This window comes from Streptomyces spirodelae (genome assembly GCF_017676385.1).
Lineage (GTDB): Bacteria > Actinomycetota > Actinomycetes > Streptomycetales > Streptomycetaceae > Streptomyces > Streptomyces spirodelae.
This window is the reverse complement of record NZ_JAFFZN010000030.1, coordinates 85,837-100,764: the sequence shown is the minus strand read 5'-3', so window position 1 is coordinate 100,764 and position 14,928 is coordinate 85,837. Positions and strand designations below refer to the sequence as shown.

Here is a 14,928-nt window from a genome sequence, read left to right as displayed (position 1 = left end):
TATCTTTGGAAGTCGTGGTCCCTGGACGTCAGTTCAGGGACCACGACTTTTTTGTGCGTCGTCACCGGCAGTTCACATTCCGTGGACATGATCCGACCATGGGGACAACACAGCTGACCGCAGCGGGCATCGGCGCCGGGGACGAGGTCGTGGTTCCGTCGTTCGGCGGGGCCGACGTGGCGCGAGCCGTCCAAGAGTTCGGAGCACGGCCTGTCTTCGCCGACATCGATGCCCACACCTACTGTCTCGATCCCTCGTCCGCCGAAGGTGCGGTGACCGCGCGGACCGCGGCCATCGTTCCCGTTCATCTCTTCGGCCAGGCCGCGGGCATGGCCGCGCTGCGGGCCGTCGGCGAGCGGCGCGGTGTCCCTGTGGTGGAGTGGGAGCCCCTGCCCCGTACGGATGCGATCGACGCGGTGCGTCGGCGCCAGTACGCCACCTACCTCGGGCGCCGACTCCGGGGGGTCGTCGTGCCGGAGGTCGGGGACGGCTCCGAGCACGTGTTCTCGGCGTATGCGGTCCGGGTGCCGGGGAACGGCAGACCGGATCGCGATGCCTTCCGTAGGGCGCTCCGGCTGCGTGGTGTCGAGTCGCACGTTCCGGTCCGGGTGCCGGCCCACCGGCTGCCGGAGTTCGCACAGGATGTGCGGCGGACCGAGTGGCGATCGTCCCCCCGGCTGCCCGAGTCGGAGCGGGCTGCTGACGAGTGCCTGACGCTGCCGCTGAGCGCGGCCATGACGAAGAAGGACCTACAGCGCGTGGTGTCGGCCTGCAACGCGCTCGGGGGGCTGCTGCGGGAGCGCGTCAGCTGAGGTGTGGGCCGGGTCCGGCGCCAGTTCGATCCATCGCTGGGGATCGGGTAAGATCTCTACCGCTGGCCGCGCCCCAATAGCTCAGTCGGCAGAGCGTCTCCATGGTAAGGAGAAGGTCAACGGTTCGATTCCGTTTTGGGGCTCTCCAAAAGCAGGTTGAAGGCTCCCGCCGTACGGCGGGAGCCTTTTCGTTTTCGGACCTCCTACTCGGGGACGCGCATCGCCAGGATGGCCATGTCGTCCGAGGGGGCGTCGCTGGCGAAACGTTCGACGGCGCGCATGATGCGGGCTGCCACCGCGCCGGCGTTGAGACCCGTGCAGGTGCCGAGGACGTCGGCCAGGCCGTCGTCGCCGAGCATCCGAGTGCCCTCGCGGCGTTCGGTCACGCCGTCCGTCACGCACAGCAGCACGTCACCCGGGTCGAGGGACACGGTCTGCTCGTAGAGTTCCAGGTCTTCCATGACGCCGAGCAAGGGCTGGGGGTCGGCGGCGGGTTCGACGGTGCCGTCCTGGCGCAGGCGGAGCGGCAGCGGGTGGCCGGCGCAGACGACCTTCAGTTCTGCGCTGCCGTCCTCCTGGGGGCGCATCTCGCCGTAGAGGAGGGTGAGGAAGCGGCTGCGCGCCCCCTCGTCCAGGATGGCGGTGTTCAGGCGCTCCAGTACGGCCGGACCGCCCAGGCCCTCGCGGGCGAGCAGGCGCAGTGCGTGCCTGGCCAGGCCGGTGACGGCGGCAGCCTCGGGGCCCGTACCGCAGACGTCGCCGATGGCGAAGCCGTAGACGCCTTCACGGATCTCGAAGAGGTCGTAGAAGTCACCGCCGACCTCGTTGCCCTCGCCCGCGGCGCGGTAGATGACCTCGCGCTCGATCCCGCCTGTGATGTCGGGCAGTTCGGGTGGTAGGAGGCTGCGCTGGAGGGACTGGCTGATGGCGGTGCGTTCGGAGTAGAGGCGCGCGTTGTCCAGGGCCAGTGCGGCACGGCGGGAAAGGTCTTCGGCCAGCTCCAGGATCTCCTGTCGGAACCGTTCGTCGGTGGGCTTGCCGAGAGTGAGCATGCCGATGACTCGGTTGCGCGCCACCAGGGGCAGTACGACGGTCTCGCCGCCGACCGCGGCCGCTGTGGCCAGGCTGGTGCCGGGGGAGAGCTGGTGGTCCTCACCGTCCAGCGAGACGTTGCGCAGCGAGGTGCGCATGGCGTCGGAGTGCGCGGCCTCGGTGGGGGCCGCCCAGACGCGTGCTCCGGGGGTGGGGACCGGCTCCGGCGGCTCGACCTTGGCGAGCAGCGTCTTGAGATTGTCGATGCGGTCCTCGTCCTCGTGCAGTACGTACGACAACTTGGGTTCCGAGCCCTGGTCGGCGACCGTGTAGACGGCACACCAGGTGGCCAGGGTAGGGACCGTCATCTGGGCCATCAGGGCGAGTGTCTGGTCGCGGTCGAGGGTGCCGGCGAGCAGGTCGGAGGCTTCGACGAGGAAGGAGAGCGAGCCGCGGCGCAGGCGCTCCAGCTCGGTGAGGCGGGCCCGTTCGACGGCGAGGGCGATGCGGTCGGCGGCGAACTGGAGGCGCAGCGCCTCCTCGTTCGTGTAGCGCCCTGGGGCCTCGGTCGCCACACCGAGGGAGCCGGTGAGCCTGCCCTCCACCTTGAGGGGGACGGTGACCACGGAGCGCATGCCGGTGCCGTCCAGAAGCGGCACGGCGCCGGGGACGACGGTGAGGTCCTCGTGCACGGAGGGCATCCGGGCCGATCCGTAGCGTCCGCTTCCGGTCTCGACGGGGACGCGGGCGAAGCGCTGGCGGGCCGAGGGCAGGCCGGTGGAGGCGCGGACCTCCAGCTCGGTCTCGTCGTCGGTGGCCAGCAGCAGATAGGCGGAGTCGCCGTCGAGCATGTCCCTGGCCCGTTCGACGGTGCGCTGCAGGAGGCCGTCGAGGTCGTCGGGGGCAGGGGAGCCGATGAAGACCTCGAAGGGGTCGTCGGCCGACTGGTCCTGGGAGTCGCCGGCGGTGCCGGTGTTGTCGTGCGAGTGGACCCGGGGCGGGGACTGCAGGACAGCGCGTTCGTGCTCGCGCACCAGCAGACAGACCGTGGAAGGCTCGCCGTCGCTGTCGCGTACCCGCAGGTGGGAGGCGTAGACGGGGATGGTGCGGCCGTCCGAGCCGCGCATGCCGTAGGAGCCCTCCCAGCGGGAGAGGCGCAGTGCCTCGGCGACGCCCGTGCCGGTGCCGGGGGTGTGTGGCCAGGCGGCGAAGTCGGTCAGGGGCTTGCCGACGACCTGGTCCGCCGGATAGTCGAACAGTTCGGTGGCGTCCTCGTTCCAGGCGCTGATCGAGCCGCTGCGGTCGACCTGGATGACGGCGACGCGGATGCGGGTGTCGGTGACCGGTAGCGCCGTGTCCGGGAGCGCGGGGCCCGCCGTTCGCGTGCCCACCGGGCGCTCGGGGAGGTCGAGTCGGAACCAGACGCGCTTGTCCGACGCTGTGTAGTCGACGCCCCAGCGGGTGGCCAGCGCGGAGGCCAGCAGCAGGCCGCGGCCGCCCTCGCGGTCGGGGCCCGCGGGCTGCGGGTTGACCTCCTGGAGCGGCAGTTCGCGCTCCGGGTAGCGGTCGATGACCTCGATGCGGATGCCGTCCTCGTCGCGCAGACACAGCACCTCGGCGGCGGTTCCGGCGTGGACCACCGCGTTGGTGACCAGCTCGCTGGTGAGTACGACGGCGTCGTCGACGATGTCGGACAGGCCCCAGCCCTGGAGGGTGTCGCGTACGAAGCCGCGCGCGGTGGCGACGGAGCGGCCCACCGGTTCGAAGGTGGCGGCGGCTCGTGCGGTGATCACTGGTCTCCCCATGGATGTCCTGTCGGCCAGGCGCACTGGTGTGCGCTGTGCGGTCAGGGCCGCCGTGACGGTCCCCGCCTCCTCGTTGGGGCCTTGCTGTGAGCCCAGAGCGTCCGGGGGGACCCCGGTGGGGAGACCCCCGCGCTCGGCGCTCTGCTCTTGCGTCACCGCAGCGCCCCTCCGTCGCCCTTCGTACTCACACCGCTGCCCCCTGCGAAGCCCCTACCCATTTGACCCGGTCGGGCACCCCGCCGACATGGGGGTGAACGGACAGCTGGGTGCCAGGTTACTTACGTATCCACGGCGAGTGGCCGCCGGATGCGGGTGATTTCCCACCGGGTCCGCGAACGCAGTGCGATATGCCATGCTGCCGAACTGTTATCGCCGGGTTCGGGCAGGGTGAAACACTGGGAAGGCTCGGAGTACAAGGGCCCGGGCAGGAAGGTCGACCCGCAGGAGGGGCAGTGGAGTCTGGCACCACAACCGCGCGTAGCGGCAACACGCGCGCGAAGGGCGGACGGTCCCGTAGAAGCGGGACGGTCGAGGTGGACGCCGCGGCCCTCAACAAGCTTCTGACCGGGCTGACAGCGATGCGGGACGGCAATTTCCGCAAGCGGCTGACCGTGACCGGTGAGGGCCCGATGGCCGAGATCGCCGCGGTCTTCAACGAGGTCGCGGACCAGAATCTGCACCTGACGGGTGAGCTGTCCCGGGTGCGGCGGGTGGTCGGACGTGAGGGAAAACTCACAGAGCGGCTGCAGACCGGCACGTGTGAGGGCTCCTGGGCGTCGGCGATCGACGCGGCGAACGCGTTGGTGGACGACCTGGTGTGGCCCGTCTCCGAGGTGGGCAGGGTGCTGACGGCCGTCGCCGACGGCGACCTGGAGCAGCGCATGGACCTGCGCTCGCGTGGGGCCGAGGGCGGCGGGCATCCGCTGCGGGGGGAGTTCCTGAAGGTCGGCCGTACGGTCAACGGGCTGGTGGACCAGCTCTCGGCGTTCACGGACGAGGTGACGCGGGTCGCCAGCGAGGTCGGGACCGAGGGCAAGCTGGGCGGCCAGGCGCGCGTGCGCGGAATGTCCGGTTCCTGGAAGGATCTGACTGATTCCGTCAACACCATGGCGTCGCGGCTGACGGCTCAGGTGCGGGATATCGCTCTGGTGACCACGGCGGTCGCCAAGGGTGACTTGTCACGCAAGGTGACCGTCCATGTCGCCGGCGAGATGCTGGAGCTGAAGAACACCGTCAACACGATGGTGGACCAGCTCTCCTCCTTCCAGTCCGAGGTCACCAGGGTCGCGCGCGAGGTCGGCACCGAGGGCGAGTTGGGCGGCCAGGCGCGGGTGCAGGGCGTCGCGGGCGTCTGGAAGGACCTGACGGACTCCGTCAATCTGATGGCGGGCAATCTGACCTCCCAGGTCCGCGAGATCGCCCAGGTGACGACAGCGGTGGCCAACGGCGACCTGTCGCAGAAGATCACCGTGAACGCGCGGGGCGAGGTGGCGCAGCTCGCCGAGACGATCAACGCGATGACGGACACGCTGCGCACTCTGGCCGACGAGGTCACGCGGGCTGCCAGCGAGGTCGGCACGGACGGCGTGCTGGGCGGCCAGGCGGTGGTGCCGGGGGCCGCGGGAATCTGGAAGGATCTGACGGACTCGGTCAACTCCGCCTTCCGGAATCTGACCGCTCAGGTGCGGGACATCGCTCAGGTGACGACGGCGGTGGCGAACGGTGATCTGTCGCAGAAGGTCACCGTTGACGTCTCCGGCGAGATGCAGGAGCTGAAGAACACCGTCAACACGATGGTCGACCAACTCTCCGCGTTCGGCGCCGAGGTGACCCGGGTCGCCAGGGAGATCGGCGTCGAAGGTGAGCTGGGCGGGCAGGCGGCCGTGCCCGGCGCGGCGGGTACCTGGAAGGATCTGACGGACTCGGTCAACACCGCGTTCCGCAATCTCACCGGGCAGGTCCGCAACATCGCTCAGGTGACGACGGCGGTGGCGAACGGTGATCTGTCGCAGAAGGTCACCGTTGACGTCTCCGGCGAGATGCTCCAGCTGAAGAACACCGTCAACACGATGGTGGACCAGTTGTCGTCCTTCGCCGAGCAGGTGACCAGGATGGCCAGGGACGTGGGAACCGAGGGCCGGCTGGGCGGCCAGGCCCGCGTGGACGGCGTCTCGGGCACCTGGAAGGACCTGACGAACTCCGTCAACTTCATGGCCAACAACCTGACCTCCCAGGTGCGGCAGATCGCTCAGGTGACCACGGCGGTGGCGCGGGGTGACCTCTCGCAGAAGATCGAGGTTGATGCGCGCGGCGAGATCCTGGAGCTGAAGAACACCATCAACACGATGGTCGACCAGCTCTCTGCCTTCGCCGACCAGGTCACGCGGGTGGCCCGTGAGGTCGGTACGGAGGGCAGGCTGGGTGGTCAGGCGCAGGTACCCGGCGTCGCGGGAGTGTGGCGCGATCTGACCGATTCCGTGAACGGGATGGCCGGCAATCTGACCAGCCAGGTGCGCAACATCTCGCAGGTGGCCACCGCAGTGGCCCGGGGCGATCTGTCGCAGAAGATCGACGTGGACGCGCGCGGCGAGATCCTGGAGCTGAAGACCACGCTGAACACGATGGTCGACCAGCTCTCGTCGTTCGCCGAGGAGGTCACCAGGGTCGCCCGTGAGGTGGGCACGGAGGGCATCCTGGGGGGCCAGGCGGAGGTCAAGGGTGTCTCGGGCACCTGGAAGGACCTCACGCAGTCGGTGAACTTCATGGCGAACAACCTGACCTCCCAGGTCCGCAACATCGCCGAGGTCACCACGGCTGTCGCACAGGGCGACCTGTCCAAGAAGATCACCGTGGACGCCAAGGGCGAGGTGCTCGCCCTGGTGACGACCGTCAACACCATGGTGGACACCCTCTCGTCGTTCGCCGAGCAGGTGACCCGGGTGGCCCGTGAGGTGGGCACCGAGGGCATTCTCGGCGGCCAGGCGCGGGTGCGTGACGTGTCGGGCATCTGGAAGGACCTGACCGACAACGTCAACATCATGGCCAACAACCTCACCAGCCAGGTGCGCAACATCTCCCAGGTGGCCACCGCGGTGGCGGGCGGTGACCTGACCAAGAAGGTCACCGTCGAGGCAAGCGGCGAGGTCGCGCAGCTCGCGGACACGGTCAACACGATGGTCACCACGCTCTCGTCGTTCGCGGAGCAGGTGACGCGGGTGGCCCGTGAGGTGGGCACGGACGGTGTGCTGGGCGGCCAGGCGCGGGTGCAGGGCGTCGCGGGCACGTGGAAGGACCTGACCGAGTCGGTGAACTCGATGGCGTCCAACCTGACCGGCCAGGTGCGGCAGATCGCCATGGTCACCACCGCCATCGCCAAGGGCGATCTCACCAAGAAGATCGACATCGAGGCCAACGGCGAGATCCTGCAGCTGAAGACGACCATCAACACGATGGTCGACCAGCTGTCGTCGTTCGCCGAGCAGGTCACCCGGGTGGCCCGTGAGGTGGGCACCGAGGGCCAGTTGGGCGGTCAGGCGCGGGTGCCGGGAGTCGCCGGTACGTGGAAGGACCTGACCGACTCCGTCAACGAGATGGCGGGCAACCTCACCCGTCAGGTGAGGGCGATCGCCGAGGTCGCCACCGCGGTGACCCGTGGCGACCACAACGTCCGTATCGACGTCGAGGCGGCCGGGGAGATCCTGGAGCTGCAGGGCTACATCAACACGATGATCGCCAACCTGCGGGACACCACGCAGGCCAACCAGGAGCAGGACTGGCTCAAGGGCAACCTGGCGCGCATTTCCGGCCTGATGCAGGGTCGCCGCGATCTGCGGGACGTGGCGGGGCTCATCATGAGCGAGCTGACGCCGGTGGTCTCCGCACAGCACGGCGCGTTCTTCATCTCGCTGCCGGAGGGCACTCCGGAGGGCGCGGTGGGCGTCGGCGCGGGGCCCGGGGAGGACGGCAAGTACGAGCTGCGGATGCTGGGCAGCTACGGCTACTGCACCGACAGCATGCCCACCTCCTTCCTGCCGGGCGAGTCGCTGGTCGGCACGGCGGCCAAGGAGAAGCGCACCATCGAGATGGGCAATGTGCCGCCCGGCTATCTGAAGATCTCCTCGGGGCTCGGTGAGGCCCCGCCCGCGCATCTGGTGGTGCTGCCCGTCATCTTCGAGGGCACGGTGCTCGGTGTGATCGAGCTGGCGTCCTTCCAGCCGTTCGGGCAGATCCAGAAGGACTTCCTCAACCAGATCGCCGAGATGATCGCCACGAGCGTCAACACCATCAGCGTCAATATGCGTACCGAGCGGCTGCTGGAGCAGTCGCAGGAGCTGACGGCGCAGCTGAAGGAGCGCTCGGGGGAGCTGGAGAACCGGCAGAGGGCACTTCAGGAGTCCAACGCGGCGCTGGAGGAGAAGGCCGAGCAGCTCGCCCAGACCAACAGCGACATCGAGATCAAGAACCGGGAGATCGAGGAGGCGCGGCAGGTCCTGGAGGAGCGTGCCGAGCAGCTCTCGGTCTCGATGCGCTACAAGTCGGAGTTCCTGGCCAACATGTCGCACGAGTTGCGTACGCCGCTCAACTCGCTGCTGATCCTGGCCAAGCTGCTGGCGGACAACGCGGAGCACAACCTGTCGCCCAAGCAGGTCGAGTTCGCCGAGACGATCCACGGCGCGGGCTCCGACCTGCTGCAGTTGATCAACGACATCCTCGATCTGTCGAAGGTCGAGGCGGGCAAGATGGATGTCAGCCCGACGCGTATCGCACTGGTGCAACTGGTCGACTATGTGGAGGCCACTTTCCGGCCGCTGACGGTGGAGAAGGGGTTGGACTTCTCGGTGAGTGTCTCGCCGGAGCTGCCCGCAACGCTGCACACCGACGAGCAGCGGCTGCTGCAGGTGCTGCGCAATCTGCTGTCCAACGCGGTGAAGTTCACCGACAGCGGCGCCGTCGAGCTGGTGATCCGCTCGGCCCGCTCGGATGTGCCTGGCGCGATCCGCGAGCAGATGCTGGAGCACGGTTCGCTGCGGGACCCCGACTCGGAGCTGATCGCCTTCTCGGTGACGGACACCGGTATCGGTATCGCGCAGAGCAAGATGCGGGTCATCTTCGAGGCGTTCAAGCAGGCAGACGGCACCACGTCGCGCAAGTACGGCGGCACGGGCCTGGGACTGTCCATCAGCCGGGAGATCGCACGGCTGCTGGGCGGTGAGATCGACGCGGTCAGTGAGCCGGGCCGCGGCTCCACCTTCACCCTCTACCTGCCGCTGCACCCGACGGAGCTGCCACCGCAGGGCTACGGGCAGCTCGCCTCGGGCAGCGCCCCGTTGAGCCTGCCGGAGGCGCGTACGGGGGCTGGGGAGGCGTCGGCCGCCGAACCGGAGGGGGCGGCGGCGCAGGCCGGGCCGGGCGAGGGTACGGGGACGGCCCCCGCGGCCCCCGAGCAGACCGCGGAGGAGGCAGCGCACTCACTGGCCGACCGGCGGCGGATGCGGGACGCCAGCGGCCAGGCGCAGCCCGAACTGCCCCCGGAGGCCCGCCCGTCAGTGCCGTCGGACAACGGTGCGGGCAGTGCGAACGGGACCGCCAACGGGGCGGTACGGGGCAACGGCGCGGCTCCGCGAGTGGCGGGCGCCGGCGAGCAGCAGGGCGGCGCGGTGGCCGAGAACGGCGGCGCGGCCGCCGAGGCACCAGGGCGGGAAGCGCGTGCTGGAGAGCAGGAGGCGCCCTCCATCGTGCCGGGCGGCACCGGCGATCTGGCGGGCCGGAAGGTGCTCATCGTCGACGACGACATCCGCAATGTCTTCGCGCTCACCAGCGTCCTGGAGCAGCACGGCCTTCAGGTGCTCTACGCCGAGAACGGCCGGGAGGGCATCGAGGTGCTGGAGCAGCACGACGACGCGGCCGTGGTGCTGATGGACATCATGATGCCGGAGATGGACGGTTACGCGACGACGGCGGCCATCCGCAAGATGCCGCAGTTCGCCGGTCTGCCGATCATCGCGCTGACCGCCAAGGCGATGAAGGGCGACCGGGAGAAGAGCATCGAGGCCGGTGCTTCCGACTACGTCACCAAGCCGGTGGACACTGATCACCTGCTGGACGTCATGAGGCGGTGGATGGATGGCGGGTGAATATGACACCGTGTCGATGAGGGCCATACGTTGACTCAGTGTGGTCAAGCGCGTGTGGAAACGCGGTAAACCGGGAACCTTTTGGTCCCCTGGGGCGTTTCTGCTACGTGCACAGTGACATCTCGGTGACAGGGTGTGGCGGACCGCAGGGTGCGGCTACCATGACCGGCACAAGGACGGGCGGCGGCGACAGGAGGCCGCTCCCAGGGGCGGCGTCCGAAAGGCTGCCGGGGCGAGGAGGACGGGCCATGGTGCAGAAGGCCAAGATCCTCCTGGTCGATGACCGGCCGGAGAATCTGCTGGCGCTGGAGGCCATTCTCTCCGCGCTCGATCAGACGCTGGTACGGGCATCGTCAGGGGAGGAAGCGCTCAAAGCGCTGTTGACCGACGACTTCGCGGTCATTCTGCTGGATGTCCAGATGCCGGGCATGGACGGCTTCGAGACAGCTGCCCATATCAAGCGTCGCGAGCGCACCCGCGACATCCCCATCATCTTCCTCACGGCCATCAACCACGGTCCGCACCACACCTTCCGCGGCTATGCGGCAGGTGCGGTCGACTACATCTCCAAGCCGTTCGACCCCTGGGTGCTGCGGGCGAAGGTCTCGGTCTTCGTCGACCTCTATATGAAGAACGTGCAGCTGCGCGAGCAGGCGTCGCTGCTGCGACTGCAGTTGGAGGGCAACGGCGGCGATCGGCGCCCCGGTGCGGACGAGGAGGGCGACGCGGCACAGGGCCTGCTGGTCGAGCTGTCCGCGCGCCTTGCCGCTGTCGAGGAGCAGGCCGAGGCGCTGACCAAGCAGCTGGGCGACTCGGCTGACGCCGCGGCAGTGGCGACCGCCGCCCACCTGGAGCGCAAACTGGCGGGGCTGCGCAGCGCACTTGACGCGCTCGGCCCCGGCGCGGACGGTGACCCCTCGACCCAGGTGCCCTCGCAGAACTGAGAGCCCGCGCAGCACCACCGAGGCGGGGCAGTACGCCGCGCTGAAAGGGCCGGCACCCCGCGCTGAGCGGGAGCAGCGCCACGCGCCCGGAACTGACGACCGGTCGGAGCCCGGCTGCGGAACGGCAGCCCCTGGGAGCTCATGCGGTACCCCGGTCATCCGTGCCTCGGGTGCCCGGCCCAGGTAACCTCGCACCTATGGCCTCACGCGCGTCGGGAACAGGAAAGGCTGCCAAGAAAGCACCCGCCAAAAAGGCTGCCCCGAAAGCCGCGAAGGCGGCCCCGGCGAAGAAGGCGCCACCCAAGAAGGCACCGGCCAAGAAGGCGCCCGCCAAGAAGGCTGCGGCCAAGGGCGGCAAGGGCAAGGGCGCGCCCTCCCCCAGCAGCGGTGTGCTGAGGGTGCTCAAGACCTGCTGGCTCGGCCTCGCGCACGCGGTCGGCGCCGTCCTCCGCGGTATCGGGCGCAGCGGCAAGGCGCTTGACCCAGCACACCGCAAGGACGGCCTCGCCCTGCTGCTGCTCGGTCTGGCGCTGATCGTGGCCGCCGGCACCTGGTCCAACCTCCAGGGCCCGGTCGGCGATCTGGTGGAGATGCTGGTGACCGGCGCGTTCGGACGGCTGGACCTGCTGGTGCCGATAATGCTGGCCGTCATCTCCGTACGGCTGATCCGCCATCCGGAGAAGCCGGAGGCCAACGGCCGTATCGTGATCGGTCTTTCGGCGCTGCTGGTCGGTGTGCTGGGGCTCGTCCACATCGGCTGCGGTGCCCCCGGCAGGGGCGAGGGCGAGGACACGCTGCGGGACGCGGGCGGCCTGGTCGGCTGGGCCGTCTCCCGGCCGCTGATCGCCACCATGGGCGAGATGCTGGCGGTGGCGCTGCTCGCGCTCGTCACCGTCTTCGGACTGCTGGTGGTGACGGCGACACCGGTCAACGCCATCCCACAGCGGCTGCGGGCCGCCGGGGTCCGGCTGGGCCTCGTCCAGCCGGTGGCCGGGTACGACTACGACGTCGAACCGGACGAGGAGGAGCCGGCCCCCGGGCGCCGTGCGCACAGCATGCGCAAGGAGCAGATCGCTCCCGCGCTCGCCGAGAAGGAGGCCCTCGACCGCCGTCGTCGCGCAGCCCGGCAGAACAGGCGGGGTGCCGGGACGCAGGAGCCGCTGCCCGAGGACGGCGCGGTGGTCGGTGCGAGCGCCGGGGAGACCGAGCGGACGCTGGACGCGGTCGATCTGGCCGCCGCCGCTGCGGCCTCGCTGGACGGCGCCGTGGTCAACGGCATCCAGCCCTCGCCCGTGGTCGCCGATCTGACCAGCTCGGTTGCCAAGTCCCGCGGCAGGAAGCGGCAGGCCCCAGGCGCCGACTCCGTGCCCGGTGCCCGGGGCGGGGGACGGGGCGGCGCGGACAGCGCCGGTGTCCGGCCCGGCCACGCCGACGACGAGGTCACCGAACGGACGCCGGTGCCGGACCTGACCAGGGCGCCCGCGCCACCGGAGCCGTCCGAGCTGCCTCCGCGCGCCGAACAGCTCCAGCTGTCGGGGGACATCACCTATGCGCTGCCGTCCCTCGACCTGCTGGAGCGGGGCGGGCCCGGACGCTCCCGCAGCGCCGCCAACGACCAGGTGGTGCAGTCGCTGACCACCGTCTTCACCGAGTTCAAGGTGGACGCCGCAGTCACCGGGTTCACCCGCGGCCCGACGGTCACCCGCTATGAGGTGGAGCTGGGCCCCGGTGTGAAGGTCGAGAAGATCACCGCGCTGGCCAAGAACATCGCGTATGCCGTCGCCAGCCCCGATGTCCGGATCATCAACCCGATCCCCGGGAAGTCCGCGGTCGGTATCGAGATCCCCAACAGCGACCGTGAGATGGTCAATCTCGGGGATGTGCTGCGCTCGGCGGAGGCATCGGGCGAGCACCATCCGCTGCTGGTCGGGCTCGGTAAGGACGTCGAGGGCGGCTACGTTTCGGCCAACCTGGCGAAGATGCCGCACATCCTGGTCGCGGGTGCCACCGGCTCGGGCAAGTCCTCGTGCATCAACTGCCTCATCACTTCGGTGATGGCCCGGGCCACCCCCGAGGATGTGCGGATGGTGCTCGTGGACCCCAAGCGGGTCGAGCTGACGGCCTACGAGGGCATCCCGCACCTGATCACGCCGATCATCACCAATCCGAAGAAGGCGGCCGAGGCGCTCCAGTGGGTCGTCCGCGAGATGGACCTGCGCTACGACGACCTGGCGGCGTTCGGGTTCCGCCATATCGACGACTTCAACGAGGCGGTGCGCGCCGGCCGGGTCTCGGCTCCGGAGGGCAGCGAACGGGAGCTGACGCCTTACCCCTATCTGCTGGTCATCGTGGACGAGCTGGCCGACCTGATGATGGTTGCGCCGCGCGACGTGGAGGACGCGATCGTACGGATCACCCAGCTTGCGCGGGCGGCGGGTATCCACCTGGTGCTGGCCACCCAGCGGCCGTCGGTCGATGTCGTCACCGGCCTGATCAAGGCCAATGTCCCCTCCCGGCTCGGCTTCTCCACCTCGTCCCTGGCCGACAGCCGCGTCATCCTCGACCAGGGCGGCGCCGAGAAGCTCATCGGCAAGGGCGACGGGCTGTTCCTGCCGATGGGCGCCAGCAAGCCGACCCGGATGCAGGGCGCCTACGTCAACGAGCACGAGGTCCAGGCGGTCGTCGAACACTGCAAGGCCCAGATGACGCCGGTCTTCCGGGAGGATGTGACCGGCGGCCAGAGCAAGAAGAAGGAGATCGACGAGGAGATCGGCGACGACATGGATCTGCTCTGCCAGGCGGCGGAGCTGGTCGTCTCCACCCAGTTCGGCTCCACCTCGATGCTCCAGCGAAAGCTGCGGGTGGGCTTCGCCAAGGCGGGGCGGCTGATGGACCTGATGGAGTCGCGGGGCGTGGTGGGCCCCAGCGAGGGCTCCAAGGCGCGGGACGTCCTGGTCAAGCCCGAGGAGCTGGACGAGGTGCTGACGGTCATCAGGGGCGGGTAGGCACACGGGCGCACGGGCGGCCCGCGCAGCTGTGCGGGCCCGGCACCGCTGCAGGGGCCCTCTATAGGGACCCAGCCGGCACTGGCGGCACCCGCTGCCCCCCGCTGCACGGCGGGCACAGCTCACTCGAAAGGGCGAGCGAGGCAACCGTTTCCGTGGTCTATACGTCAAGTTGAGGGAAGGGACGGCTCAGGCGTCGGCGCACCAGGTGCGTGTGGGCGCCACCCGGCGCAGCTCGGTCATACGTACGCCATACATATGGCGTACAAAGTTGCTCCGCCCGCTTGCCCCACCCTTTTGCCCCGCCCCTAGACTGAACCTCCAGCAGGTGGCTACACGCTCGAAAGGCGCCCCCGTGTCCATCGGCAACTCCCCCGAAGAGGACCGGCCCCCGGTCGGTCGAGCCCTCCAGCAGGCCCGGATCGACGCACGGTTGACCGTGGAGGAGATCAGTACCTCCACGCGGGTGCGAGTCCCGATCGTGCATGCGATCGAGCAGGACGACTACTCCCGGTGCGGTGGGGATGTGTACGCGCGCGGCCACATCCGCACGCTGGCGCGCGCCGTCGGGCTGGACGGTGACGCCCTGGTCGACCAGTACGACGAGGAACACGGCGGCCGTCCCGAGCCGACCCCACCCGCGACCCTGTTCGAGGCGGAACGTATCCGCCCTGAGCCGCGCGGGCCCAACTGGACGGCTGCGATGGTCGCCGCCATCGTCGCAGTGATCGGCTTCGTCGCCTTCACCCTCGTCAGCGGCGGCGGTGGGGACTCCGGCCAGCAGACCGCCGAGAAAGCGCCGTCTCCGACTCCCTCCAAGGGAGCCTCCGAGGACCCGTCACCTTCCCGCTCGAGCGACCCCAAGCCCTCCGAGAGCGCCATCGCGGGGGCGCCCGCCGACAAGGTGACCGTGCGGATGACCGTGGAGAAGGACAGCAGCTGGGTCTCCGCCAGGGACCACAACGGGCGGCTGGTCCATGAAGGAGTGCTCAAGGCAGGCCAGTCCAAGACCCTCACCGACGACAAGCGGCTCGACCTGGTGCTCGGCAACCCGGGCAGGGTGAAGCTGTACGTCAACGGCAAGGAGGTCAAGCACCCCGTCGAGGCCGGCCAGGTGCAGCGGCTCAGCTATACCCGTGGCGACCCGGAGGCCGGCTGAAGCGCTGACCGGGGGGGATGTCGCGCTCCATGACCGG

General features: G+C 69.5%; 6 protein-coding genes and 1 tRNA gene. 6 read left to right on the top strand and 1 reads right to left on the bottom strand.

Features of this window, described 5'->3' with window-relative positions:
* Positions 1 to 98 precede the first annotated feature (98 nt).
* On the top strand, positions 99 to 812 hold the full coding sequence (locus JW592_RS27040) for a DegT/DnrJ/EryC1/StrS family aminotransferase (protein ID WP_209267854.1): 714 nt from the start codon (positions 99 to 101) through the stop codon (positions 810 to 812).
* Between the two features lie 70 nt (positions 813 to 882).
* A tRNA-Thr gene (locus JW592_RS27035) sits at positions 883 to 955 on the top strand.
* Positions 956 to 1,015: 60 nt separating this feature from the next.
* Here the strand turns inward: JW592_RS27035 and JW592_RS27030 are convergent.
* Complete coding sequence (locus JW592_RS27030; protein ID WP_209267853.1) at positions 1,016 to 3,637, bottom strand: SpoIIE family protein phosphatase; 2,622 nt, start codon at positions 3,635 to 3,637, stop codon at positions 1,016 to 1,018.
* A 464-nt stretch (positions 3,638 to 4,101) separates the two neighbouring features.
* Here JW592_RS27030 and JW592_RS27025 point away from each other — a divergent pair, with 464 nt between their 5' ends.
* From JW592_RS27025 to JW592_RS27010, 4 genes are all read left to right on the top strand, one after another.
* A complete protein-coding gene (locus JW592_RS27025; protein ID WP_209267852.1) occupies positions 4,102 to 9,783 on the top strand; it encodes a HAMP domain-containing protein in 5,682 nt (1,893 codons plus the stop codon).
* A 248-nt stretch (positions 9,784 to 10,031) separates the two neighbouring features.
* The gene (locus tag JW592_RS27020) at positions 10,032 to 10,727 is read left to right on the top strand and encodes a response regulator (RefSeq protein WP_209267851.1); all 696 of its coding nucleotides are present in this window, start codon (positions 10,032 to 10,034) and stop codon (positions 10,725 to 10,727) included.
* A gap of 197 nt (positions 10,728 to 10,924) precedes the next feature.
* Positions 10,925 to 13,732 (top strand): FtsK/SpoIIIE family DNA translocase, encoded by a 2,808-nt coding sequence (locus JW592_RS27015; protein WP_209267850.1) that lies wholly within the window; start codon positions 10,925 to 10,927, stop codon positions 13,730 to 13,732.
* Positions 13,733 to 14,087: 355 nt separating this feature from the next.
* Positions 14,088 to 14,891, top strand: a complete 804-nt coding sequence (locus JW592_RS27010; RefSeq protein WP_209267849.1) for a helix-turn-helix domain-containing protein — start codon at positions 14,088 to 14,090, stop codon at positions 14,889 to 14,891.
* Positions 14,892 to 14,928: the final 37 nt, after the last annotated feature.